Annotated in this window: 25 protein-coding genes, 1 tRNA gene and 1 pseudogene; 17 read left to right on the top strand and 10 right to left on the bottom strand. The window is 62.7% G+C overall.

Annotated elements, in window-relative coordinates; translation table 11 throughout:
• Positions 1–226: pseudogene (locus tag AC1DW2_RS28660) on the top strand (IS110-like element ISMex17 family transposase); the annotation flags it as partial.
• A gap of 69 nt (positions 227–295) precedes the next feature.
• Here AC1DW2_RS28660 and AC1DW2_RS28655 read toward each other — a convergent pair.
• Both AC1DW2_RS28655 and AC1DW2_RS28650 read right to left on the bottom strand, forming a co-directional pair.
• Positions 296–751, bottom strand: coding sequence for a GatB/YqeY domain-containing protein (locus AC1DW2_RS28655; protein ID WP_071909609.1), 456 nt, complete (start codon positions 749–751; stop codon positions 296–298).
• Positions 752–784: 33 nt separating this feature from the next.
• Positions 785–1,513, bottom strand: coding sequence for an alpha/beta fold hydrolase (locus AC1DW2_RS28650; RefSeq protein ID WP_477007708.1), 729 nt, complete (start codon positions 1,511–1,513; stop codon positions 785–787).
• Positions 1,514–1,659: 146 nt separating this feature from the next.
• On the opposite strand from AC1DW2_RS28650, the gene carA reads away from it, so the two are divergent.
• Together carA and AC1DW2_RS28640 are read left to right on the top strand one after the other, a co-directional pair.
• On the top strand, positions 1,660–2,850 hold the full coding sequence (gene carA / locus AC1DW2_RS28645; protein ID WP_063985501.1) for a glutamine-hydrolyzing carbamoyl-phosphate synthase small subunit: 1,191 nt from the start codon (positions 1,660–1,662) through the stop codon (positions 2,848–2,850).
• Positions 2,851–3,004: 154 nt separating this feature from the next.
• The gene (locus AC1DW2_RS28640; protein ID WP_477007707.1) at positions 3,005–3,526 is read left to right on the top strand and encodes a cupin domain-containing protein; all 522 of its coding nucleotides are present in this window, start codon (positions 3,005–3,007) and stop codon (positions 3,524–3,526) included.
• A gap of 125 nt (positions 3,527–3,651) precedes the next feature.
• Here the strand turns inward: AC1DW2_RS28640 and AC1DW2_RS28635 are convergent, their stop codons facing one another.
• Entirely contained in the window at positions 3,652–4,176 is a 525-nt protein-coding gene (locus AC1DW2_RS28635) for a Dps family protein (protein WP_477007706.1), read from the bottom strand.
• 115 nt (positions 4,177–4,291) lie between these two features.
• On the opposite strand from AC1DW2_RS28635, the gene AC1DW2_RS28630 reads away from it, so the two are divergent.
• Together AC1DW2_RS28630 and AC1DW2_RS28625 are read left to right on the top strand one after the other, a co-directional pair.
• Complete coding sequence (locus AC1DW2_RS28630) at positions 4,292–4,993, top strand: class I SAM-dependent methyltransferase (RefSeq protein ID WP_477007705.1); 702 nt, start codon at positions 4,292–4,294, stop codon at positions 4,991–4,993.
• 54 nt (positions 4,994–5,047) lie between these two features.
• Positions 5,048–5,123: transfer RNA gene (locus AC1DW2_RS28625), tRNA-OTHER, on the top strand.
• Between the two features lie 135 nt (positions 5,124–5,258).
• Here the strand turns inward: AC1DW2_RS28625 and AC1DW2_RS28620 are convergent.
• Positions 5,259–5,630, bottom strand: coding sequence for an ArsR/SmtB family transcription factor (locus tag AC1DW2_RS28620; protein WP_477007704.1), 372 nt, complete (start codon positions 5,628–5,630; stop codon positions 5,259–5,261).
• Positions 5,631–5,742: 112 nt separating this feature from the next.
• On the opposite strand from AC1DW2_RS28620, the gene AC1DW2_RS28615 reads away from it, so the two are divergent.
• The 3 genes from AC1DW2_RS28615 (at position 5,743) to greA (ending at position 11,205) form a co-directional block, all read left to right on the top strand.
• Positions 5,743–6,912 carry an MFS transporter gene (locus AC1DW2_RS28615; protein WP_477007703.1) on the top strand — a complete coding sequence of 390 codons (1,170 nt, stop codon included), beginning with the start codon at positions 5,743–5,745 and terminating at the stop codon, positions 6,910–6,912.
• Between the two features lie 144 nt (positions 6,913–7,056).
• Positions 7,057–10,521 (top strand): carbamoyl-phosphate synthase large subunit, encoded by a 3,465-nt coding sequence (gene carB / locus AC1DW2_RS28610; RefSeq protein WP_477007702.1) that lies wholly within the window; start codon positions 7,057–7,059, stop codon positions 10,519–10,521.
• Between the two features lie 210 nt (positions 10,522–10,731).
• Positions 10,732–11,205: a transcription elongation factor GreA gene (greA, locus tag AC1DW2_RS28605; RefSeq protein ID WP_007596674.1), complete on the top strand. Its 474-nt coding sequence runs from the start codon at positions 10,732–10,734 to the stop codon at positions 11,203–11,205.
• A 118-nt stretch (positions 11,206–11,323) separates the two neighbouring features.
• Here greA and AC1DW2_RS28600 read toward each other — a convergent pair whose 3' ends face one another.
• On the bottom strand, positions 11,324–11,803 hold the full coding sequence (locus AC1DW2_RS28600; protein ID WP_028150670.1) for an Lrp/AsnC family transcriptional regulator: 480 nt from the start codon (positions 11,801–11,803) through the stop codon (positions 11,324–11,326).
• A gap of 265 nt (positions 11,804–12,068) precedes the next feature.
• Between AC1DW2_RS28600 and trxB the strand changes: the two genes are divergently transcribed.
• The 5 genes from trxB to AC1DW2_RS28575 all read left to right on the top strand — a co-directional run bounded on the left by trxB (position 12,069) and on the right by AC1DW2_RS28575 (position 15,974).
• Entirely contained in the window at positions 12,069–13,034 is a 966-nt protein-coding gene (gene trxB / locus AC1DW2_RS28595; protein WP_477007701.1) for a thioredoxin-disulfide reductase, read from the top strand.
• A 5-nt stretch (positions 13,035–13,039) separates the two neighbouring features.
• On the top strand, positions 13,040–13,963 hold the full coding sequence (locus tag AC1DW2_RS28590) for a LysR family transcriptional regulator (RefSeq protein WP_027534296.1): 924 nt from the start codon (positions 13,040–13,042) through the stop codon (positions 13,961–13,963).
• Positions 13,964–14,427: 464 nt separating this feature from the next.
• A complete protein-coding gene (locus AC1DW2_RS28585) occupies positions 14,428–15,336 on the top strand; it encodes a 4-hydroxy-tetrahydrodipicolinate synthase family protein (protein WP_477007700.1) in 909 nt (302 codons plus the stop codon).
• 114 nt (positions 15,337–15,450) lie between these two features.
• Positions 15,451–15,621: a hypothetical protein gene (locus AC1DW2_RS28580; RefSeq protein WP_477007699.1), complete on the top strand. Its 171-nt coding sequence runs from the start codon at positions 15,451–15,453 to the stop codon at positions 15,619–15,621.
• Positions 15,622–15,827: 206 nt separating this feature from the next.
• A complete protein-coding gene (locus tag AC1DW2_RS28575) occupies positions 15,828–15,974 on the top strand; it encodes a hypothetical protein (protein ID WP_014492080.1) in 147 nt (48 codons plus the stop codon).
• A 76-nt stretch (positions 15,975–16,050) separates the two neighbouring features.
• On the opposite strand, the gene AC1DW2_RS28570 is transcribed toward AC1DW2_RS28575, so the two are convergent.
• Positions 16,051–16,728, bottom strand: coding sequence for a ParA family protein (locus AC1DW2_RS28570; RefSeq protein ID WP_028150667.1), 678 nt, complete (start codon positions 16,726–16,728; stop codon positions 16,051–16,053).
• Positions 16,729–17,160: 432 nt separating this feature from the next.
• A complete protein-coding gene (locus tag AC1DW2_RS28565) occupies positions 17,161–17,496 on the bottom strand; it encodes a hypothetical protein (RefSeq protein WP_477007698.1) in 336 nt (111 codons plus the stop codon).
• 372 nt (positions 17,497–17,868) lie between these two features.
• Here AC1DW2_RS28565 and AC1DW2_RS28560 point away from each other — a divergent pair, with 372 nt between their 5' ends.
• Positions 17,869–18,813, top strand: coding sequence for an AEC family transporter (locus AC1DW2_RS28560; RefSeq protein ID WP_247315369.1), 945 nt, complete (start codon positions 17,869–17,871; stop codon positions 18,811–18,813).
• A 20-nt stretch (positions 18,814–18,833) separates the two neighbouring features.
• Here the strand turns inward: AC1DW2_RS28560 and AC1DW2_RS28555 are convergent, their stop codons facing one another.
• Positions 18,834–19,421 carry a DUF4126 domain-containing protein gene (locus AC1DW2_RS28555; protein WP_477007697.1) on the bottom strand — a complete coding sequence of 196 codons (588 nt, stop codon included), beginning with the start codon at positions 19,419–19,421 and terminating at the stop codon, positions 18,834–18,836.
• Between the two features lie 71 nt (positions 19,422–19,492).
• On the opposite strand from AC1DW2_RS28555, the gene AC1DW2_RS28550 reads away from it, so the two are divergent.
• The 3 genes from AC1DW2_RS28550 (at position 19,493) to AC1DW2_RS28540 (ending at position 21,304) form a co-directional block, all read left to right on the top strand.
• On the top strand, positions 19,493–19,720 hold the full coding sequence (locus AC1DW2_RS28550; RefSeq protein ID WP_477007696.1) for a hypothetical protein: 228 nt from the start codon (positions 19,493–19,495) through the stop codon (positions 19,718–19,720).
• 2 nt (positions 19,721–19,722) lie between these two features.
• Entirely contained in the window at positions 19,723–19,869 is a 147-nt protein-coding gene (locus AC1DW2_RS28545) for a hypothetical protein (RefSeq protein WP_477007695.1), read from the top strand.
• 574 nt (positions 19,870–20,443) lie between these two features.
• Complete coding sequence (locus tag AC1DW2_RS28540; RefSeq protein WP_477007694.1) at positions 20,444–21,304, top strand: hypothetical protein; 861 nt, start codon at positions 20,444–20,446, stop codon at positions 21,302–21,304.
• Between the two features lie 165 nt (positions 21,305–21,469).
• On the opposite strand, the gene AC1DW2_RS28535 is transcribed toward AC1DW2_RS28540, so the two are convergent.
• Together AC1DW2_RS28535 and AC1DW2_RS28530 are read right to left on the bottom strand one after the other, a co-directional pair.
• Positions 21,470–22,936, bottom strand: a complete 1,467-nt coding sequence (locus AC1DW2_RS28535) for a tetratricopeptide repeat protein (RefSeq protein ID WP_144030685.1) — start codon at positions 22,934–22,936, stop codon at positions 21,470–21,472.
• A gap of 36 nt (positions 22,937–22,972) precedes the next feature.
• Positions 22,973–23,182 (bottom strand): hypothetical protein, encoded by a 210-nt coding sequence (locus tag AC1DW2_RS28530; protein WP_477007693.1) that lies wholly within the window; start codon positions 23,180–23,182, stop codon positions 22,973–22,975.
• Positions 23,183–23,320 lie beyond the last annotated feature (138 nt).

The following is a 23,320-nucleotide window of genomic DNA, read 5'->3' as shown; positions in this document are numbered from 1 at the left end:
GTGGCGCGGAAAAAGCTTCATTGGTGGCGGGCGACAAGCGGTGCGAACGGTATTGTTCATGGGAGCGATGACCGCCAGACGTCACAACCCCGTCCTCAAGGCCTTCTTTGAGCGCCTCGTGGCCAATGGAAAGCCGAAGCTCGTTGCCCTGATCGCCGTCGCCCGCAAGCTGCTGACCATCCTCAATGTCATGATCAGGACGAAAACACCATGGCAACCCGCTTGACAGCGAACACAGTCGCTCACCCGCCTCGCTTCGCGAGGCACCCTCTCCCGCAAGGGGAGAGGGAAGAAGCTAGCCCGTCAGCGCGGCCTTCACCAAACCGCTGGCCTTGCCGAAATCCATCTGGCCGGCGTACTTCGCGCGCAACACCGCGATCACCTTGCCCATGTCCTTCATCCCGGCAGCGCCCGTCTCGGCGATGGCGTCCGCGATCGCCTTCTTCACCTCGTCGTCCGACATCTGCTTCGGCAGGTAGGCCGAGATCACCGCGATTTCCTCGCGCTCCTGGGCAGCGAGCTCGGCGCGGCCGCCCTTGTCGTAAAGCTCGACCGACTCCTGGCGCTGCTTGATCATCTTCTGGAAGACGCCGAGCAGGTCGGCATCCGACAGCGGCGGCTTGCCGTTGCCGCGCGCCTCGATGTCGGCGTTCTTGATGGTCGAGTTGACCATGCGCAGGGTGGACAGCTTGCGCTCCTCCTTGGCCTTCATGGCCTCCTTGACCGCGTTGTTGATGTCGTCGCGCAGCATGATCGTGATCCCTTCGAATATCCGACGCCTGATCTAGGCCGTTCGCAGCCCTGAGACAACCGGGGCGCCCAGCCATTCGACCAGCGCTCGCGTCGTCGCCTCGGGCTGCTCCGGCTGCGGCAGATGTCCGCAATTGGCCAGGATCACCAGCCTAGCGCCCGCTATGCCCTCCACCATCTCCTTGGAGAACGCGTTCGGAATCGTGTTGTCCTGATCGCCTGTCAGCACCAGCGTCGGGCATTTGATCGTCGCCAGCGTCGGCCGAGAATCCACCCGCGCAATGATCGCGGTCTGCTGCCGCAGATAGCCTTCGACGCCGACGTCCTCGCCCTGCTCATGCACGAGCTTTCGAATGCCGGCATCGTCGCGGCGCGAGGGATGCACCAGCTCCGGAAACATCTCCTCGCGCGCCGCGCTCAGCTCGCCGCGCCTCGCCCGTTCCATCAGGCCGCGGCGGCGCGCGGTCGCTTCCGGTGTATCGGGCCGGGCCTGGGTGTTGATCAGCGCGAGCTTCAAAACCCGCTCGGGCGCCTGGCGCATGATCTCGAGCGCGATATAGCCGCCCATGGAGTGGCCGGCGAGCGCGAAGCGCGGCGGGGCCTCGCTCAGCACGCGCCGGGCGATCGCCGCCATGCTGTCGTCGCGGATATGGTTGGCAATCATCACCGGGCCGAACCGCCAGAGCGCGGGGACCACCGGGGCGTAGATCCGGGCCGAGGAGGCCAACCCCGGAACCAGCAGAAGCGGGGTGGTCTGGTCCATTATTGCCTCGCAAGCCCGGGAAATTGGCGGAAATTATTCTGCCAAGCTTAAGTGCCTGAGGAGACCTGTCAAATATGCAAAAACGCATGTGAATCGGCGCTCGTCCGCTTTGACGGCGGCGCCGGCCCGGACTATGAACCGGGCTCATGACACAACATGACAACGATACCGCCTGGCCGGACCATAAACCGACCGCGCTCCTCGTGCTCGCCGATGGCACGGTGCTCGAAGGCTTCGGTCTCGGCGCCGAAGGCCATGCCGTCGGAGAGGTCTGCTTCAACACTGCGATGACCGGCTATGAGGAGATCCTCACCGATCCCTCCTATGCCGGCCAGCTCATCACCTTCACCTTCCCGCATATCGGCAATGTCGGTACCAACGAGGAAGACATCGAGACGGTGAACATGGCCGCGACGCCCGGCGCGCGTGGCGTGATCCTGCGCACCGCGATCACCGATCCCTCGAACTACCGCGCCACCAAGCATCTCGACGCCTGGCTCAAGGCCCGCGGCATCATCGGCCTGTCCGGCATCGACACCCGCGCATTGACCGCGCTGATCCGCAGCAAGGGCATGCCCAACGCCGTGATCGCGCATGCCAGGAACGGCGAGTTCGACCTGCATGGCATGAAGGAAGAAGCGCGCGAATGGCCGGGCCTCGAGGGCATGGACCTCGTGCCGATGGTCACCTCGGGCCAGCGCTTCACCTGGGACGAGACGCCCTGGCTGTGGGACAAGGGTTTTGGCCGCCAGGACAAGCCTGAGTTCAACGTCGTCGCCATCGACTACGGCATCAAGCGCAACATCCTGCGCCTGCTCGCCGGTGTCGGCTGCAAGGTGACGGTGGTGCCGGCGACGACCTCATCTGAAGACATTCTGGCGATGAAGCCGGACGGCGTGTTCCTGTCCAACGGCCCCGGCGATCCAGCCGCGACGGGCAAATACGCGGTGCCGGTGATCCGGGACGTGATCAAGTCGGGCACGCCGACCTTCGGCATCTGCCTCGGCCACCAGATGCTCGGCCTCGCCGTCGGCGCCAAGACCAAGAAGATGCATCAGGGCCATCACGGCGCCAATCATCCCGTGAAGGACGAGACCACCGGCAAGGTCGAGATCACCTCGATGAACCACGGTTTTGCAGTGGACGAGGCGACGCTGCCGAAGGGCGCGACGCAGACCCACATCTCGTTGTTCGACGGATCCAATTGCGGCATCCAGCTCGACGGCAAGCCGGTGTTCTCGGTGCAGTACCACCCCGAGGCCTCGCCGGGCCCGCGCGACTCGCACTATCTGTTCCAGCGCTTCGCCGACCTGATGCGGCAGAAGAAGAGCGCGTAGGGCGCGCTTCTCAAGCTTCGCAACATCAAGGCCCGGGCCTGGTCCAGGGCTTTTTCGTCATTCCCGCGTGACTCGCAGCCTCGCCCCGGAACGACGAGGAACGCGTGATGACGGCTCTCGTTGATCCCTGCTACGCTCACGCAGGAGCCCCGCCATGTCCGCCGTCCGCGACAATGCCGAGCCGGTCGCCATCGTCTTCGAGGATGATGGGCTCGTGCCGAACAACGTCCTTCCGTTCCTGGTCTACCAGGGCGCGGTGAAGCTCGATTCCAGACAGCCGGAAGAGACGATCGAAAACCTGTTCGAACAGAACGGCTGGGACGGCACGTGGCGCAACGGCGTCTTCGACTATTTGCATTATCACGCGTCGGTGCATGAGGTGCTCGGCGTTGCGCGTGGCAGTGCCCGCGTCCGCTTCGGCGGCGATCATGGCCGGGAGCTGGAGATCAAGGCAGGCGACGTCGCGATCCTGCCGGCTGGCACGGGGCATCAGCGCATCAGCGCGAGCGACGATTTCTGCGTGATCGGTGCCTATCCGCCGGGATCGAAGATGGTGGTGACGCGGGCAACGCCGGAAAACCACGCCAGGGCACTGAAGACAATTCCCGAGGTCGCGCTGCCGCCGGCCGATCCGGTGACGGGCAAGGACGGGGCGTTGATGCGGCTGTGGCGGTAGTCGCAAGCAAGGTGCCGTAGGGTGGGCAAAGCGGAGCGTGCCCACCAATCAGTTCAAGCCGCAAGGACGGATGGTGGGCACGGCGCGCAAGAAGCGCKCCTTTGCCCACCCTACGGCAATGTCCCTTACGCCTCGTTGCCGCCTTCCTGGCGGGTGGCTTCGAACAGGAACCACGTCCGGCGCTCGGTCTCGTCGATGAAGTTTTCGAGGATGCTGGCGCTGGCGACATCGCCGGCGTCGTCGCAGACCTCGTGCGCCTTGCGCATCGCCGCGGCGACGTGCTTGTTGTCCTGCATCAGCTCGCGCAGCATCTCGCGCGGCGGGACGTAGTCCTCGTTGTTGTCCTTGATGGTCTGGAGCTTGGCGACCTGGCCGATCGACTTCAGCGTGGTGCCGCCGATCTTGCGGACGCGTTCGGCGAGCTGGTCGGTGGTGGCGAAGATCTGGTCGGACTGCTCGTCGAGCAGCAGATGATAGTCGCGGAAATGCCGGCCGCTGATGTGCCAGTGGAAATTCTTGGTCTTCAGATAGAGCGCGAACGCATCAGCCAAAAGCACGTTGAGCGCCTCAGAGACCTTCTTGACCCCATCGGGCGACAGATCGGTGGGGGTATCGAGATCGGGCGAGATCTTGGTGGGGGCTTTGCTCACGGGAAACCTTCCTGTTAGGACGCGGACATTGACGGCGCGCCGTCGCACCCCTAACGCAAGGCGGGCAGCGCCGGTTCCTTGACAGGAACCGTTTGGCCGGGACCTACGAAATACCATGGACGATTGGATCGATTATTACGACTCCACGCATACGATCTATGTCAGCAAGCTGCATCGCGACTTGCACTTCCAGATCATCGCGCGGGACATCATCGGCTACATCGCATCGCCCGAGGCGACCGTGCTCGACTATGCCTGCGGCGAGGCGCTGTCGGCGAGCCAGGTGGCCGCGGCCTGCGGCAAGCTGATTCTCGCCGAGCCCGCCCCCGGCGTGCGTGGCCGGCTCATCGCGCGATTTGCCCCGAACACCAGGATCCGCGTCCGCTCCCTCGACGACGTCCGCAAAATGCAGGACCAGTCGATCGACCTCGCGGTGATGAACTCGGTCGCGCAATACATGACGCCGGACGAGCTCGATGCCGCGCTTGTGAACATCCGGCGATTGCTGACCCCATCCGGCAAGCTCGTGCTCGGAGATATCTTGCAACCCAATGTCGGCATGTTCAGGGATGTGATGGCGCTGCTCAGGTTCGGCCTGCGTCACGGCTTCCTGAAGGACGCGCTGATCGGGCTGATCAGCACCGCGCTGTCAGATTACCGTCATCTGCGCACGCGCATCGGGCTCCAGCGCTATAGCGAGGACGAGATCGTCGCCAAGCTGACCGCGGCGGGCTTCTCTGTCCAGCGCGCCCACACCAATATCGGCCATAATCGCTGGCGCATGACCTTCATCGCGCGGCCGCCTCTGGTCCGTTAAGCATAATGACTGCCCGAGGTGGCTTGTCACAAGCCGATAGGTAAAGATCGTCGCGGCCCGGTGGCGGAAGCGTCTACGCGAGGGCGGTGCAACGCTCTTCATCCTGGTTCAAATCCAGGCCGGGTCTCCACGCTTCGCCCCTGCGGGGCTACGCGTGACGCAGCCACGCAAGGCCCGAAGGGGCGTAGCGTGTCCGGCGTAGCTGTAGCGAAGCGAAAGCGAAGACGGACGGGGTCTCAGCTGTCTGCGCGCAACCCTCTCAACTTCAATCCACTTGGACCGTTTCGCACTCCGACAGCAGCTGTAGCCGGTCGGCATCCTTGGCTGCGGAGCTGAGCACAGCATCGAGCAGCCCCGGAAAGCGTGCGTCCAGATCCTCGCGGCGGAGCCGCATGAAGCGGTTGGTGCCCGCCACGCGCGTCAGCATCAGGCCGCATTCGCGCAGCTTGGCGAAGTGGTAGGCGAGGTTGGATTTGCCGGAAAGGCCGCTGAAGTCGCCACAGCAGAGTTCGCTGCTGACACGTTCCTGCTGGGCGAGCTGATAGACGATGGCCAACCGGATCGGATCGCTGAGGCAATCCAGAACCATCGGCAGCTCGATCTGCTCGCGGGTGGGATGAAGGGGCGTGCGGCTCATGGTCCGGAATCATAGCAAACTGACCGTGATGTTCAATAGTTCTTGAACCAATTGACTTCTCGATCCTCGCATTCAATAGTTCAATAAACGTTGAACATAGGGATATCGTCCAATGAGCGTGTTCTGGCTGGCTCTCGCGGCCTTCGCGATTGGTACGGAAGGCTCTGTCATTGCAGGGCTTTTGCCGTCGATCGCCGCCGATCTTTCGATTTCCGTCCCGGCAGCCGGCCAATTGGTCACCGCCTACGCCCTCACCTACGCGGTGGGTTCGCCGATCCTGGCGGTGACGCTGAACAATATCGACCGCCGCACCGTGCTGGCCCTGGCGCTATCGACCTTCATCGCCGGAAATCTCGTCGCGACGGTGGCTTCCAGCTACGCCCTGCTGCTGGCCTCCCGCATGCTGATGGCGCTGGGCTCCGGACTGTGCATGCCGACGGCGCTCGCCGTATCGGTGGCCGTCGCCGCGCCCGAACGGCGCGGCCGCGCGGTGGCGCTGGTCACCTCGGGCCTCACAGTTGCAACCGTGATCGGCGTCCCGCTCGGCAATCTCGTCGGCAGCCTGCTCGGCTGGCGCTCGACCTTCGCCATGGTGGCCCTGATCGGCGCGGTTGCGCTTGCCGGCCTGCTGCTTGGCTTGCCCCGCAGCCTGCCGCGCAACACCGCCTCGCTCAGCGAACGGCTGGCGGTGGCGCGTCACAGCAATGTCGTGATTGCGCTTCTGATCACGATCTTATGGGCGGTCGGCGGCTTCACCGTGTTCACCTATTTCGCGGTCCCGTTGCACGGCCTCGGCTTCGACGCCGCGCAGATCAGCCTCGCGCTGCTGGTGTTCGGCGGCGCCGCCGCCATCGGGAATATGCTGGGCGGCGTCCTGGCCGACCGGCTCGGCACGCTCGCCACCGCAGGCCTCGGGCTCGCCGGCATGGCGAGCGCCCTGATCCTGCATTCGCTGGTCCTGAAGTTGATGCCCGGACAGGCGCATTATGCGGTGCTGGGCGCGATCTTCCTCTGGGGCATCTCGGGCTGGGCGTTCTATCCGGCTCAGATCGCCAGCATCATCCGGATCGAGCCGCAGGCCTCGATGATCGCACTCTCGCTCAACGCCTCCGCCATGTATCTCGGCTTTGCCATCGGCGGGGCCCTGGGTGGCGCGGTGCTGGCCACCCTCTCGCCGACCGACCTTGGCTGGATCGGCGGATCGAGCGTTGCGGCCTCGCTGCTGGTGCATCTCGCCCGTGGCTGGCAGGCACGGCCAAAACCCGTCAAAATTGCCGGTTGATGGGCGTTTTTCGGGGTTTCGCCGCCCCGAAAACTGGTCTAAGACCCACCCGCGCGCGAGGGGAGACCCCGCGCTCTCGGCTCAAGGGGACGCGCGGCAAGCGCGCCCTTTTTTTGTGCCCAAAATCCACTTCGGCGAGAGTTGATGCCCAAACGTACAGACATCACCACCATCCTGATCATCGGCGCTGGTCCCATCGTGATCGGCCAGGCCTGCGAGTTCGACTATTCGGGCACGCAAGCGGTGAAGACGCTGAAGGAAGAGGGCTATCGCATCGTCCTCGTCAATTCCAATCCGGCCACCATCATGACCGATCCGGAATTGGCCGATGCGACCTATATCGAGCCGATCACGCCCGAGATCGTCGCAAAAATCATCGAGAAGGAACGTCACGTCATTCCCGGCGGCTTCGCGCTGCTGCCGACCATGGGCGGACAGACCGCGCTGAACTGCGCGCTGTCGCTGCGCCGGCAGGGCACGCTGGAAAAGTTCGACGTCGAGATGATCGGCGCGACCGCGGATGCGATCGACAAGGCGGAAGACCGTCAGCTGTTCCGCGAGGCCATGACCAAGATCGGGCTTGAGACGCCAAAGTCGCGGCTCGCCAACGCGTCCGAGTTGAAGAAGTCCTTCCGCGACAAGCACCGGGCCGAACGCGAGAAGCTGTCGGGTGCCGCCCTCGAGGAACACGAACGGCAATGGGTGCTCGGCGAAAGCGACCGCCGCAAGCGCTACCAGGAATATGCGCTCGGCCAGGCGCTGATGGCGCTGTCCGAGATCGGCCTGCCCGCGATCATCCGTCCCTCCTTCACGATGGGCGGCACCGGCGGCGGCATTGCCTACAACAAGGAAGAGTTCCTCGACATCATCGAGCGCGGCCTGGATGCGTCTCCGACCAACGAAGTGCTGATCGAAGAATCCGTGCTCGGCTGGAAAGAGTACGAGATGGAGGTCGTGCGCGACAAGAAAGACAATTGCATCATCGTCTGCTCGATCGAGAACCTCGATCCGATGGGCGTGCACACGGGCGACTCCATCACGGTCGCGCCGGCGCTGACGCTGACCGACAAGGAATACCAGATCATGCGCGACGCCTCGCTGGCGGTGCTGCGCGAGATCGGCGTCGAGACCGGCGGCTCCAACGTGCAGTTCGGCGTCAATCCCGAAGACGGCCGCATGGTCGTGATCGAGATGAACCCGCGCGTGTCGCGGTCGTCCGCACTGGCCTCGAAGGCCACCGGCTTTCCGATCGCCAAGGTCGCAGCCAAGCTCGCGGTCGGCTACACGCTGGACGAGATCGCCAACGACATCACCGGCGGCGCGACGCCGGCCTCCTTCGAGCCGACCATCGACTACGTCGTCACCAAGATTCCGCGCTTCGCCTTCGAGAAATTCCCGGGCGCATCGACCACGCTGACCACGTCGATGAAGTCGGTCGGCGAAGTGATGGCGATCGGCCGTACCTTCCAGGAGAGCCTGCAGAAGGCGCTACGCGGACTCGAGACCGGCCTGACCGGGCTCGACGAAATCGAGATCGAGGGGCTAGGCCAGCACGACGACAAGAACGCGATCCGCGCCGCGCTCGGCACGCCGACGCCGAACCGGCTGCTCCAGGTCGCCCAGGCCATGCGGCTCGGCTGGTCGAACGAGGACATCTTCAACTCCTGCAAGATCGATCCGTGGTTCCTCAGCGAGATGCGCGGCATCGTCGACATGGAGGAGAAGGTCCGGAAGAACGGCCTGCCGGGCAACGCCTTCGGCATGCGCACGCTCAAGGCCATGGGCTTCTCCGATGCGCGGCTCGCTGTGCTCGCCCAGACGACGGAAGCTGACGTGACGGCGAAGCGCCACGCGCTCGGTGTCCGCCCTGTCTACAAGCGCATCGACACCTGCGCGGCCGAGTTCGCGTCGCCGACCGCCTACATGTATTCGACCTATGAGGCGCTGTTTGCGGGCGCGCCTGCGGACGAGAGCTCGCCGTCGGACAAGAAGAAGGTCATCATCCTCGGCGGCGGGCCCAATCGGATCGGCCAGGGCATCGAGTTCGACTATTGCTGCTGTCACGCCTGCTTCGCACTGCATGACGCCGGCTACGAATCCATCATGGTCAACTGCAACCCCGAGACGGTGTCGACCGACTACGACACCGCCGACCGGCTCTATTTCGAGCCGCTCACCGCCGAGGACGTGCTGGAGATCATCGCGAAGGAGCGCACGAACGGCACGCTGCACGGCGTGATCGTGCAGTTCGGCGGCCAGACCCCGCTGAAGCTGGCGCGCGCGCTGGAAGCTGCCGAAGTGCCGATCCTCGGCACCTCGCCCGATGCCATCGACCTTGCCGAAGACCGCGACCGCTTCAAGCGCGTGCTCGACAAGCTTCGGCTGAAGCAGCCGAAGAACGGCATCGCCTATTCGGTCGAGCAGGCGCGCCTGGTCGCAACCGATCTCGGCCTGCCGCTGGTGGTGCGCCCGTCCTACGTGCTCGGCGGCCGCGCGATGCAGATCATCCGCGAGGAGAACCAGCTCAGCGACTATTTGCTCGGCACGCTGCCGGAGCTGGTGCCGGCCGACGTCAAGGCGCGCTACCCGAACGACAAGACCGGGCAGATCAACACCGTGCTCGGCAAGAACCCGCTGCTGTTCGACCGCTATCTGTCCGATGCAACGGAGATCGACGTCGACTGCCTTTGCGACGGCAAGGACACCTTCATCGTCGGCATCATGGAGCACATCGAGGAAGCCGGCATCCATTCCGGTGACAGCGCCTGCTCGCTGCCGCCGCACTCGCTCGATGCCAGGATGATCGAGGAGCTGGAGCGGCAGACGCGTGAGCTGGCGCTCGGCCTCGACGTCGTCGGCCTGATGAATGTGCAGTACGCGATCAAGGACGGCGAGATCTATGTGCTCGAAGTCAATCCGCGCGCCTCGCGCACGGTGCCCTTCGTCGCCAAGGTGGTCGGCACGCCGGTCGCCAAGATCGCAGCGCGCATCATGGCCGGCGAGAAGCTCGCCGACTTCAAGCTGAAGAAGGCGGACTTCAAGCATGTCGGCGTGAAGGAATCGGTGTTTCCGTTCGCCCGCTTCCCCGGCGTCGACACGGTGCTCGGCCCCGAGATGCGCTCGACCGGCGAGGTCATGGGCATCGACAGCTCCTTCGCGATAGCCTTTGCCAAGAGTCAGCTCGGCGGCGGCACGCGGGTGCCGCGCAAGGGCACGGTGTTCGTCTCGGTTCGCGAGAGCGACAAGACGCGCATCGCCGAGGCCGTTCGCGAATTGCATTCGCTCGGCTTCAAGGTGCTGGCGACATCGGGCACGGCGCGCTTCCTGACCGATCAGGGCATACCGACCGAGAGGGTCAACAAGGTGCTTGAGGGACGGCCGCACATCGTCGATGCCATCACCAATGGCGACGTCCAGCTCGTCCTCAACACCACCGAAGGCCCGCAGGCGCTCGCCGACAGCCGCTCGCTGCGGCGCGCGGCCCTCTTGCATAAAGTGCCGTATTACACCACTCTTTCCGGGGCCGTGGCGGCCGCGCAGGGCATCCGCGCCTATCTGGGCGGGGACCTTGAGGTTCGTACCCTGCAGAGCTACTTTTCGGAAACCTGATCGCTAGCGACGGCGACGCTTCCGCTAAGTGACTGGCAATGAAGCCACAATGGCCGGAGGAACTGTCCGGCCGTTGTGGTTGTTCTGTTCCGGCGCCAGACCCACATAACCGTTCCGGTGGCCGTATACTCAGCCCCGGAAGTACTGACGAATCAAGGTTGCCGCGCCCTGTGTCTTGCCGGGGCGCGCGGCCGAAGGACGAGAGAAGAGATGGAAAAGGTTCCGATGACAGCGGGCGGCTTTGCCGCGCTCGGGGAAGAATTGAAGAAGCGCCAGTCCGAGGACCGTCCGCGCATCATCGAGCATATTGCGGAAGCGCGCTCGCACGGCGACCTGTCGGAAAACGCGGAATATCATGCCGCGAAGGAAGAGCAGTCCCACAATGAGGGCCGCATCGCGGAGCTCGAGGACAAGCTTGCGCGCGCCGACATCATCGACATTTCCAAGCTGTCCGGCGACACCATCAAGTTCGGCGCCACTGTGACGCTGGTCGACGAGGATACCGAGAAGAAGACGGTGTGGCAGATCGTCGGCGAGGTCGAGGCCGACGCCAAGAAGGGCCGCATCTCCATCACCTCGCCGCTCGCGCGCGCGCTGATCGGCAAGAAGAAAGGTTCGACCGTCGAGGTCAACGCCCCCGGCGGCGCCAAGGCGTATGAGATCACCAAGGTGGAGTGGCGGTAAGCATTTGCCGCCAGGCGTGATGATGTTTTGAAAAGGCCGCGCCCTGCGCGGCCTTTTTGTTTCGGGGTATTGCGAGGCCGTGTGCCTCTCCCCGCAAGAACCGGGAGAGGGAGAAGGCTTACCGTCTTCCCTTCACATCAAGCGGCACGGCCGCCTCGTATTTCGAATTATGCAGCACCAGCGACGTCCGCACGTTACGCACATGGGGCGCGGCGGTGAGGTGCGTCACGAAATCCTGGAAGGTGGCCATGTCCGGGGCGACGCATTTCAGGATGAAATCGACCTCGCCCGACAGCATCCAGCATTCGCGCACCAGGGGCTCGGCACGGACGAACTCCTCGAAGGCGCGCAAATCGGCCTCGGCCTGGCTGGACAGGTGCACGGCGGCGAACACAGTGACGTCGAAACCGAGCTTGCGGGCGTCGAGCAGGCCGCGATAGCCGTGGATATAGCCCTCCTCCTCCAGCGCGCGGACGCGGCGGAGGCAAGGCGGCGGCGAGATGCCGACGCGCTTGGCCAGCTCGACATTCGTGATTCGACCGTCGGCCTGGACCTCGGTGAGAATTTTCAGGTCGATCTCGTCTAGGTTCCGCGACACGTGATTGGAACTCCTGGCCTTTGCGGCTGTATTGGTGGATTTGACGCAATCCTCATAGCCAGTCCGCAGCAATTGCGCAATTTTATTGCGCGTGCAGCGCAATCGACTTTTGTTCCCTGTTGGAAAAATCCGCCGACAGGGAATGCAATTCTTGCATAGCTCACCAGAAGGCTTAGATTAGCTCTGATATTTCAGCGCTTCCGCGAGGCCTCCCGGCACGTTCCGCACCCGCGCTGCAGATCCCCCGTGAAAGGCGTCCGTCAAAATGTCTGCCACTGTTCATGCAAAGGTCGTCATTATTGGCTCCGGCCCCGCCGGCTACACGGCGGCGATCTACGCCGCGCGCGCAATGCTCGAGCCGATCCTGATCCAGGGGATCCAGGCGGGCGGCCAGCTCACCATCACCACCGACGTCGAGAACTATCCGGGCTTCGCCGACGTGATCCAGGGCCCCTGGCTGATGGAGCAGATGGAGAAGCAGGCGGTCCATGTCGGCACCAAGATCGTCTCCGACCTGGTCACCAAGCTGGAGACTATGCAGCGGCCGTTCCGCCTCACCTGCGACAGCGGCGACGTCTATCTCGCCGACAGCGTCATCCTCGCCACCGGCGCGCAAGCGCGCTGGCTCGGGCTGCCGTCGGAAACGAAATTCCAGGGCGGCGGCGTGTCGGCCTGCGCCACCTGCGACGGCTTCTTCTACCGCAACAAGGAGGTCGTGGTGGTCGGCGGCGGYAATACCGCGGTCGAGGAAGCCCTGTACCTCACCAACCATGCCTCGCAGGTCACCATCGTGCATCGTCGCGATCACTTCCGCGCCGAACGCATCCTGCAGGAGCGTCTGTTCAAGCACCCGAAGATCAAGGTGGTCTGGGACTCCGCGGTCGACGAGATCTGCGGCACCGAGAACCCGAACAAGGTCACCCATGTGCGACTGAAGAACGTCAAGACCGGTACGCTCACGGACGTGAAGACCGACGGTGTCTTCGTCGCCATCGGCCACGCGCCGGCGACCGAGCTCGTGAAGGACCAGGTCAAGCTGAAACGGTCGGGCTATGTCGAGGTCGCCCCGAACTCGACCGCCACCTCGGTGCCCGGCCTGTTCGCCGCCGGCGACGTCGCCGACGAGACCTATCGTCAGGCCGTGACGGCCGCCGGCCTCGGCTGCATGGCAGCTCTCGAAGCCGAACGTTTCCTGGCCCTGCGCGCCAGCGAGCGCGCTGCAGCGGAATAAAGATCATGCCTCGAACACGCGACGGATTTACGGATATGGATTGGGACAAGCTGAAGGTGTTTCACGCGGCGGCGGAAGCGGGCAGCTTCACGCATGCGGGCGAGCAGCTCGGCCTGTCGCAATCGGCGGTGTCACGCCAGGTCTCGGCGCTGGAGCAGGAGCTCTCGGTCTCGCTGTTCCACCGCCACGCCCGCGGCCTGATCCTCACCGAGCAGGGCGACCTGCTCTTCCGCACCGCGCATGACGTGTTCATGCAGTTGCAGGCAGCGCGCGCCAAGCTGACCGACAGCCGCGAGCGGCCGAGCGGCGACCTCAAGATCACCACCACGCCCGGTGTCGGCATCAACTGGCTGATCCCGCGGCTCGGCGAGTTCACTGCGCTCTATCCGGAGATCCGGATCTCGCTGATCGTCACCGACGAGGAGCTCGACCTGTCGATGCGCGAGGCTGATGTCGCGATCCGCACTCGCAAGCCGACGCAGCCGGATCTCATCCAGCGCAAGCTGTTCGCGATGGGCTTCCACGCCTATTGCTCGCCGGATTATATCAAGCGCTTCGGCACGCCGCGCACGCTCGAGGAGCTCGACTCCCACCGCATCATCACGCTCTCCGACGGCAACTTCGCGCCGCATCTTCAGAACCGTAACTGGCTGGTCGAAGCCGGCCGCAACGGCTCTGGTCCGCGCGAGGCCTATTTCAGGGTGAACAACATCCTCGGCCTTGTCCGCGCCTGTCAGCAGGGCCTCGGCATCGCGGCGCTGCCGGACTATCTGATCGAGGAACAGAGCCGCCTGGTGCAGCTGTTCGGAGAATCGGATTCGATCCAGCTCGACACTTATTTCGTCTATCCCGAGGAGTTGAAGACAGTCGCGCGCGTGCAGGTGTTCCGCGACTTCGTGGTGAGCAAGGCGCAGCGCTGGCCTTCCTGATTTCCGCATGTCTGACATGCGACCTGAACGGTTGCTGCATGGCGCTCGTCGAGCCCATAATGTTTCCACGCTGAGCCTTCGCGTTGCGCATTTGTCCCCCTCCTCCAGTGGCGCGGGAGTTCAGTAATCCCTCTTGGAAGGTGATTGTGTCGGCCTCACGTGGCCAATACCTTAAGCCGGGCTCGCTTGAGCCCGGCTTTTTTTCTGTCCCATTCGGGTTTCACGTTCCGCGTGTATTGACAGTTCCACGTACACCCCGCATCATTTGCGAATGATCACGAAGTCGTGCGCAATCTCGTTCAAGGCAGTCGCCTCGAAAAAAGGCCCCCATCCGGGGACCTCGGATTTTTGCGCGCGCTAACACAGCTTCGTCATCGCAAGCAAATCCCGAAACCCCGCCGCCTGGACGGGGTTTTTTCATGTGCCCTCCGTCTCAGGTTTTTTTCCCGAGAAGGAGATGGAACATGACCGGTCTACAAGATCATTTGCACGGACTCTGGCTGCCGCTGGTGACGCCGTTTCGCGACGGCGCTCTCGACGAGAGGTCGCTGCGGCGGCTGACGCGACATTACAGCGGGCAGGCCGTCGACGGCTTCATCCTGGGGGCGACCTCAGGCGAAGGCATGACGCTGCGCGAGACCGAGCTCGAGCGCCTCGTCGCCATCGTACGCGACGAGATGGCGGCGGGGCGCCGCACGCCGCCGATCTGCCTCGGACTGTCGGGCGCGGACACTTCGCGGCTGAAGGAACGCCTCGACGAGACCGCGGACTGGCCGATCGACGGTTATCTGATCGCGAGCCCCTATTATGTGCGGCCCTCGCAGCGCGGGCTCCTGGCTCATTTCGAAGCCCTTGCCGATCACGCGGCGTGGCCGATCGCGCTCTACAACATCCCCTATCGCACCTCGGTCAACATCACCAACCAGACGCTGCTGCGGCTTGCCGAACATCGGAACATCGTCGGGCTGAAGGATTGCGGCGCGAACCGCGAGCAATCCGTCGCGCTCCTGCGCGACAGGCCGAAGGGCTTTCGCGTGCTCACCGGCGAGGACGCGAACTACCTTGAGGCGCTCACCGACGGCGCCGACGGCGGCATCGTGCTGTCCGCCCATGTCGAGACCGCGACGTTTGCCGCCGTGCATGCCGAGGTGAAGCGAGGCAACCACGACGCGGCGCAGGCGCGCTGGCACGAGGTCGCCGAGCTGACGCGCCTGTTGTTCACCGAGCCGAGCCCGGCGCCCGCGAAGTACTGGCTGTGGCGGTGCGGCCTCATCGACAGCCCCGAAGTGCGCCTGCCGATGGTCGAAGTGAGCAGCGAGCTCGCAGCCCAGATCGACCGCGAGATCGAGCGACGGATGAAAGTCGCCGCGTAGCGCCTCCGCTTCCTCTCTTCACACGCACGCCGCCACCCCCTTCTCCCCGTGCGGGAGAGGGAAGGCAGCGTCGTGTCCGCTCGACATCATCTCAATCCGGAAAGAGATCGACCTATGGACATTCGTCAATGGCGCGAAGCGCTGAAGGCGGCATGGGAACGCGTTTCATATGCGAGCGAGTTATCCGACTGGCTGCGGCGCGATATCGGATTGACCGCGGATGAGGTGAAATCGCGCGCGGACTACATCGACGAGATCAGAAGGAAATACAGTGAGTGGGTTTAGCGGCGGCGCGAGCCCTTCACCCTCCCCTGGAGGGGGAGGGTAAGAACGTGCCCCGTAGTTACCCCCGCGCGAACGCGCGCACCGCGCCGGCATGGTTAATCCGTGGTAGCACCTGTGTTCGAATGCGCCCGAAATTGCGACCCGGAATGTTAAAACATCGCGGCTATCACTGGCGCCCATAAGCGAAGAAATCGCGGGGGCGTTTTGTGAATATCCAGAATGAAGTGGCGTCGCATTACGACGCCGGACAGCAGAGCTTTACCACCGAGGACATTCTCTGGGCCGCCGGCATCTGGTCGGTGATCCTGACGCTGTCGCCGGTCATCGTGTTCTACATGCTGATGGTGGCATAACGCGTCTCCACCGGGCCGAAACGCAAAACGCGCGGACTTCCGCGCGCTTTCCGTCCGGGGGAATGATTTATGAAAATTATGCCGCCTGCTTGTGCATTGCGCCGGATGCCGACGCCGTGCCGCGAATAGCCTTCACTGAACGCTCGATCGCCGCCCACAGCCTTGCGATTTCCTGGGCCGCACGGCTCTCGGCCTGATACTCGCGCGCGCCTTCGCCGTGGCTGAGCGCCATCAGCAAATCCGAACGGTTGGTGATCTGGCCGCCCCACACCGGCGCGCGGAATTTCGCCAGCGCCTCGCGGGCGATGGTAACGATCGGGCTTTCGGACTCGTCGCGGCGCGCCGGCGCACCGTTGAGCACGACCGCGTAGGGCTTGCGCGCCGCGCGGCACATCTGGATGGTTTCCTGCACCGCRTTGACGTCGAACACGCCGGGACGTGCCGGAATGACCACCATGGTCGCGTTCTTGATCGCGTCATCGACGACGGCCGACAGATTCGGCGGCGTGTCGATCAACACCCATTCATAACCGTCGCGCTTGGCAGCGGAGACGATACCGCTGACCGAGTTCACGGCAGCCTTGATCGGCGGCTCGTTGGTGCCGCGCAGCTTGTGCCACAGCGTGAGCGAGCCCTGCGGATCCGCGTCCACGAGCATCACCTGCTTGCTCGCCTTGATCTGCGCGGCGAGATGTGCGGCCAGGGTACTCTTGCCCGAGCCGCCTTTACGCGATGCAAAAACAATTACGTTCATACCTCTGGCCTCCAGATTGACCCCAGATCACGAAAATGAATCACCACGCTGATTCGGGAAAGAAAAATTTACCGGCAGTTGCCTCAGAGCCACGAAATAACAAGACGTGTTGGCTTTTGAGTCACACTGCTTCGCGCGACCAGGATACCAATCGCAACGAAACGCCCTTCACGCCGGCAATCCCACGCTTTTTCGGCAGCAACGCGGGAAAAACGGAATGCAACCTCGCCGCGCAAACCCTCTCGCGACTCTTTTCCGTCGAACGCGCTGGTAATTGTCGCAGGCGTCCGCACGGCGAGGCGAACAAAAGGAGTCCGGAGGCTGGCGCGCAGCTGATGCCGGCAACACACATGCAGAGGACACCGACGCGACGGCGCTTCGCGCGTTTGCCCTGACATGACGAGCTTCAAAGAAAGAACGCAGGTCCCGCGCTCAGCTTTCGCTGGATTTCTTCTTCTTGGCCGCCTTCTGCGAAGGCTTGGTGCTCTTCTTGGCCGTCGGCTTACCGGCGCGGGCCTCGCCGGGCTCGGGTCCCTGGCGGAAGAACACTTTGCACTGCGGCGAGAGCTGCGCCTTCTTCTGGATCATGCAGGCGGTGATGGCATCGACGTTCGGAACGAACTCGCCGCACAGCCGCATCGCGTCCGGCGAGCAGGCCTGCTGCTCCTCCTGCGTGTAGGCGAAGCCGGCGCCGGGATGGACCAGGACGGCGAGCGCAATGCCCGAGATCGCAGCAGCCAAGGATTTTTTGAAACGGAGCGCCAGCATCGATCCCCCCACATGTCGAGTCAGAGCGAATAGTGGGTGAACGGGCGTTCGTTGGCAACGAGGCCTGAAGCGAAAACGGCAACCTGTGCGCTCCGGGCAACAGGCCGATCGGCCCGACGCGGGCCCATCCCGGGCACGATGTCGCAATATCAGGCTAAGCCTTTGGCAGAATTGGCGAGATCGGGTCCGCGCGCGGCTTCAGCTTCGGTCCAACAAGAAAACGCGAAAACAACCCCATGCACAGTAGCCAGGCCACGGCGGCCATTTACGGATTTTACGAAATCGATTTGACTCGTCGGGCAAAACAGCGGCATGATGGCATGATCGAGGACGTGGGGTGGTCGTGTGATGTCCCCGTGAGATGAGGGGCGCATGGCCACAGTGTTGATCGTCGCGCCGGTGTTTGCTCTGATCGCGGCCGGCTATGCGTCGGTGCTGTTTCGCTTCGTCTCCGAGACGGCGCACAAGGGCATCTCCGAATTCGCCTTCAGCATCGCCATTCCGGCGCTGCTGTTCCGCACCATCGTCGTGTCGGAATTCCCCGATGTCAGCCCCTGGCGGATGTGGGGCGCCTATTACGGCGCGCTCGCCATCACCTGGATCGCCGCGCTGGCGATCTCGGCATGCTTGCGCGAACGGCGCGAGGACCGCGAGGACGGCGTCGTGTTCGCGATCGGCTCGGTCTACGGCAACATCGTGATGCTCGGCATTCCGCTGGTGCTCTCAGCGCTCGGCAACGAGGCCGCTGGCCCGATGTCGCTGATCCTGTCGGTGAACACGCCGCTGCTCTGGCTTTGCGGCATCCTCCAGATGGAGCTTGTCAGCCGCAAGCGGACGGGCTCGGTTCTGTCGGTCGTCCGCCCAGTGCTCGCGGATCTCGCGCGCAATCCGCTCATGCTGGGAATCGGCCTCGGCGTGGTCTGGCGTTTTACCGGCCTCGGCCTCAATCCCGTCGTCGACCGAACGATCGAGTTGCTCGCGCAGGCGGGATCGCCGGCGGCGCTGATCGCGCTCGGCATCAATCTGTTTCGGTTCGAGGTGAAAGGCGAGATGCTGAGCGTCGCCGCGATGAGCGCGCTCAAGCTGCTGGCGATGCCGGCGGTGGCGTTCGTGCTGGCAAAGCTGCTCGGTTTGCCTCCGGTCGCGGCCGGCGTGATCGTGCTGTTCGCGGCGATGCCGACCGGCGCGAACGCCTACATCTTCGCGGCGCAGTATCAACGGCTGGTGAACCCGGTGTCGGGGGCGGTGGCGCTGGGGACGCTGCTGGCGGCGGTGACGCTGCCGGTGGTGGTGGTGATCGTGGCGGGGGTGAGGTAGCCGCACGAGCAGTCACGCGGTCATCCCGGTTGATCCGTGCGAGGAGCTGACCTCCGCAAGCGCAGGATCAAACGTATCGCCAGCCAGAGTATCAGAACGACGAGCACGAAGGCGGCAACCGGCGCAGCCAGGGCAAGAAGCGATACGAGGAGTGCACCGCCCAGTTCGGCGGTCGCAACGGTTGAGTTGCCGAGGCCAGCCGTCAGGACCGTCGATTTGGCCCGCACGGCGGCGGTGACGCCATGCACGATGCCGGCCGCGCCGCCCCCCGCGACGATGGCGGCCGTCCATTTCATCATCGGCGGAAGGTCTGCCATGGTCGCCGCCGACAGGATGGCTCCGGCGATCATGGCGACAGGCGCGGCGATGACATCGAGCACATTATCCACGCCGGGAATGAAATACGCACCAACCTCCAGGAGCGCGGCCACGCCAAGCATGAGCATTGCAGCAGGTGTTCCAAGCCATGCGAAACCGTCGCCCAAGGGAAGCGAACCCGAGTAAGCGGCCACGCTGGCAACCAGCATCGGCAGGAACACCCGGAAGCCCGTCGCGGCCGCAAGACCGACACCGAGCGCAATCGACAACGCGAGATCGGAGTTCGACATGAGATCCCCAACGATTGTTGCGCTCGAATTTCCTCGGGAAGGCTAGACGTGATGCGGCCGATGTCATTGGGATGAATACGGCCATCGACGCAGATCGCAACGCGCAATCAGGCTACATCGCCAAGGATGATCAAACCAAGCCAGAAATGTTGACGCAGCCAATCACTCTGCGCATTTCTTCCGCTTCGAGATCAAAGGCGAGCAGCATCGCAGTGATGGGCGCGCTAAAGCTTCTGGCGACGCCCGATGGTCGCGTTCGTGCTGGCAAAGCTGTTCAACCTGCCGCCGGTACGGCGTGATCATGCTGTTCGCAGCGATGCCGACCGGTGCGAACGCGTACATCTTTGTGGTTCAGTATCAGCGGCAGGTGAACCCGGTGCCGGGGGCGGTGGCGCTGGGCACGCTGCTGGCTGCGGTGACGTTGCCGGTGGTGGCGGGGGTGAGGTAGGCACGCGTTGAGCAAACGAGAGGACCCGAACCGGCCAAGCCGGCAGGCCCCAGCGCGACGCGAATTTCATGCATCGCCACCGCAATTACGAAGTCGCTTTAGTCAGTCATCCGCGCTCTACGGCAAAGAGCGCGTATGATCCTAACTCATTGACTTGTCACATGGTCGAATGCGGCGTGTAGCTAACGTTGGCTACCGAATCGGCTCGCGAATGAATCCGCGCGCTGATTTTGCAGGCTTCTCAAAGCGATGCCGGTATAGCGAACGAACAAAAAGTGCTTCAGCGCTCTTCTGCATAGAGCGTGCAGGCAAGCAGATCGCCATAAACTATTGAATTTGCTGTCATTCATTTTTGTCGCCAATCTTCGTTGCGTGTCAGCCGAACAATGCGGTCAATCAGGACGTATCGCTCGACTCCTACACCCAACTGAGGAAACATCATGCGGCATCCACAACGACTCGACATAAGGTTTCTTGGCACTCAAATCCGCGCTGAAGGCGTTCTTGGAATTCTTGGGGCGATCGTTATCATCGCAGTTGTTATATCGATTTATTTTAGAACTTGAGCATCCAGATGACGGACACACTAAGTGAACTGATCGATTCTTACCGCACTGATCGGCAATCTTCTTTTCTCAAGTTGAGCCACGGCGTGCGCGTAAGGCACGAACGTCTTCTGTCGCAGATCACGCGTGAACACGGGGCTTGTTCTCTGAGGAAGATTCGCTCTCGCGACTTGTTAGCGTGGCATGAGGGCTGGCTTGGTAATGGCAAGATCGCCAAAGCTCATTCACTTATCAGTCGGCTACGTGTGATATTTCGTTTCGGCGCAATTATTCTTGAAGACAAAGAATGCCGCCGACTCTCTGATGCATTGAGTGAAATGCAATTCGAGAGATCTACTGCACGGAGCACCGCATTGTCACCTGAGCAGGCGGAGCTAGTCCGAACCAGTGCGCGCGAACACTTCGGCTGGTATTCTATCGCCCTAGCGCAAGCCTTCCAATTTGAATTGCGACTGAACCAGAAGGCCGTCATAGGAGAATGGGTACCCGCTGGCCAAGCCGGCGCGGGAAGCGTACGACGCACAGTCGAAGGGCTCAAACAAAGCTGGCACGGAGGTCTGCTTTGGTCCGACATAGATGAAGAAATCATCCTGCATTCTGTCGATAGGCGCGGACGGGAGCGCAGATTTGATTTGAAGGGTAGCCCGATGATCATGAAAGAGCTGGCCGTCTATGCCGACACCTCCGTGGACAGACTGACGCGGGCTGACCTTCCTGATGAGGGCCCCCTCATTATTTGCGACACAAATGGGCTGCCGTGGTCCCCGGCCGAATTCCGAAGAAAATGGCGTCTGGTTGCGACGCAAGCTGGAATTCCGAAGAACGTTATGAACATGGATAGCGGGAAGGCATTTCCGGGATTTCGGTGACACTGCACCGATTCATGTTCCCGGACGGCAACGGAGGCACGCCCGACAGATCGGAGGCGGAGTTTCGTGCACTGTCACCGTAACTCACGACTGGCACTGAAGCTTCACGACCATCTAATAGGGAAGGCACTTGCCTGCTGTGCGCCGGCTCCCAGAGCTTCTTCTCTATTCTGGCAGCCCTGCCTGCCGTAGCGCGCTGTTCATCTTCTCGATGTATTCGGGCTGAAAGCAGAACATTCGATAATAACTGTCGGCCTCGCGAATGGTGAAATCTGGGCGCAATTTCAGCAGCTTTCCGACCTCCGCCTTGGCCTCGTCGAACCGACCGAGAAACGGCAGCGCGTACGCCTGATCGAGATGACTGAGCCAAAAACCCTCAAGGTAGGCGTGCCGGAAATCCTCAAGCGCCTGTTGATATTCGCCTTTCCACCAGTGTCGCTTTGCGGGCGCTAACCACCAAGCAAACGAGGCATTGGGACCCGCCAAGCGAATGGCCTTTTCGGCCATTGCGGTCCCGTCATCCCAGTCCCCCATGAAGGCGAGCCACATACCTCCTGAGAGGGTTCGCGCATCGTTGGAATTGAGCGCGAGGGCCTTTTCCAATTCTTGTCGGTACAGGTGGATTTGACATTTGGTACTCATCGCCAGAGCGTAGGTTCTTTGAGCGAACGCATCGTCGGGTGCAAGCTCAACGGCCCGTGTCGCGCCCCGTAAGATTTCCTCGTTCAAATACAGACGCTTATCGGTGTGTTGAATTTGGTCGGAAGGTAGACCGATCCCCATGCTTCTTTGGTTAAAAAGAACAGTGGCGCGTGCTGACCACGCGAATGCGTTATTCGGCTGTCGCTCGGTAAGTCGCTTGGAGCACTCTAACGCTTTCAGAATTGCGGATGACAATCCACGTACAGACCCGACTACCGCATGAACAATACATTCATATGGACTGAGTTCGAAGACCGGCTTGTTCTGGGATTGCGAGTAATCTGCGTTCATAATTGCGCCGGGGTAGCCACCAATCTGCACGGCGGCGGCGTCGCCAATTTCGTACGCGGACGTTTCCGTTTGCACGCCTTCGGCATTCGCATCGAAGGACTTCGACCAAATCTCTGTACCAGTGCGCAGGTCCGAAACGTGGATATTCGCGCGAGCACCGCCGCCCAATGGGTGAACCTCACCGCTCACCAGATAGTCGACTTGCGCCTTCCGGGCCGCTTTGATGGCATCATCACCTTCCTTTAGAAAGTTTGCAGCGGTTGCGCGCGGTATCACTCGCAAAGTGCTGAACCTCCCGAGGGAGGATGCAAGTTGTTGGGTTACCCTGTCGGCAAACGAACCAAGCCCCGGCGCGGCAATGGGGCTCGAAACAGGCAATACAGCTACTGAAGGCCCCTTCGAGACGATCAGACCGGTGGACGCGGCAGTCGTGGTCGTGGTCGTATCTCTGCCGACGTGGCTGTGCAAAATGTCCCACGCGTGCCAGTAGCCCGCGAGCCCGCCGACCACAGCACCAACCGCAGCAACGGACGCAATGATCGCGCCGAGTTTCCCAAGGCGAAGACGCAGACGAGTGGAGAACGATGCGGATTTGCTATCGTTCAACTTCGGAGCGTCGTTTAGGGGCGTGTCTGCCACCGTCCACCGTTCCTCCGAACGTCAACCTTTGGAAAGTTACAACCAGGTTGCAAAGCTGTCCATATAAGGGCCTTCGTGGTAGCTATCGGGCGCCTCGGGGTAGATGACCTTCCACACGAGATGGTCACCGAACTCCCGCCAGTATTTCGCGGGACCAGGATTGGCCTCGTGCTGCTTCACGAACCAAACGTACCAGCGCCCAGCGAGCGCTATAGTTAAGCCGGGTGAGAGGCTGGCCTTCGCCATTCCTATGCGCCCGTAATGCAGCGATACGGGTCTCAATCTCAGCTAACCACTCGCCGTGCTGTGACTTCGCAAAGGGGATTGGCGTCCCGCTCGGTATCCGAAGCTGAGCTTCCCAGCGCACCCCATACAAGCGCCCAT

The organism is Bradyrhizobium sp. P3_C3 (genome assembly GCF_056402655.1).
The sequence above is the reverse complement of the archived record's forward strand: the minus strand, read 5'-3'. Positions and strand labels throughout refer to the sequence as shown.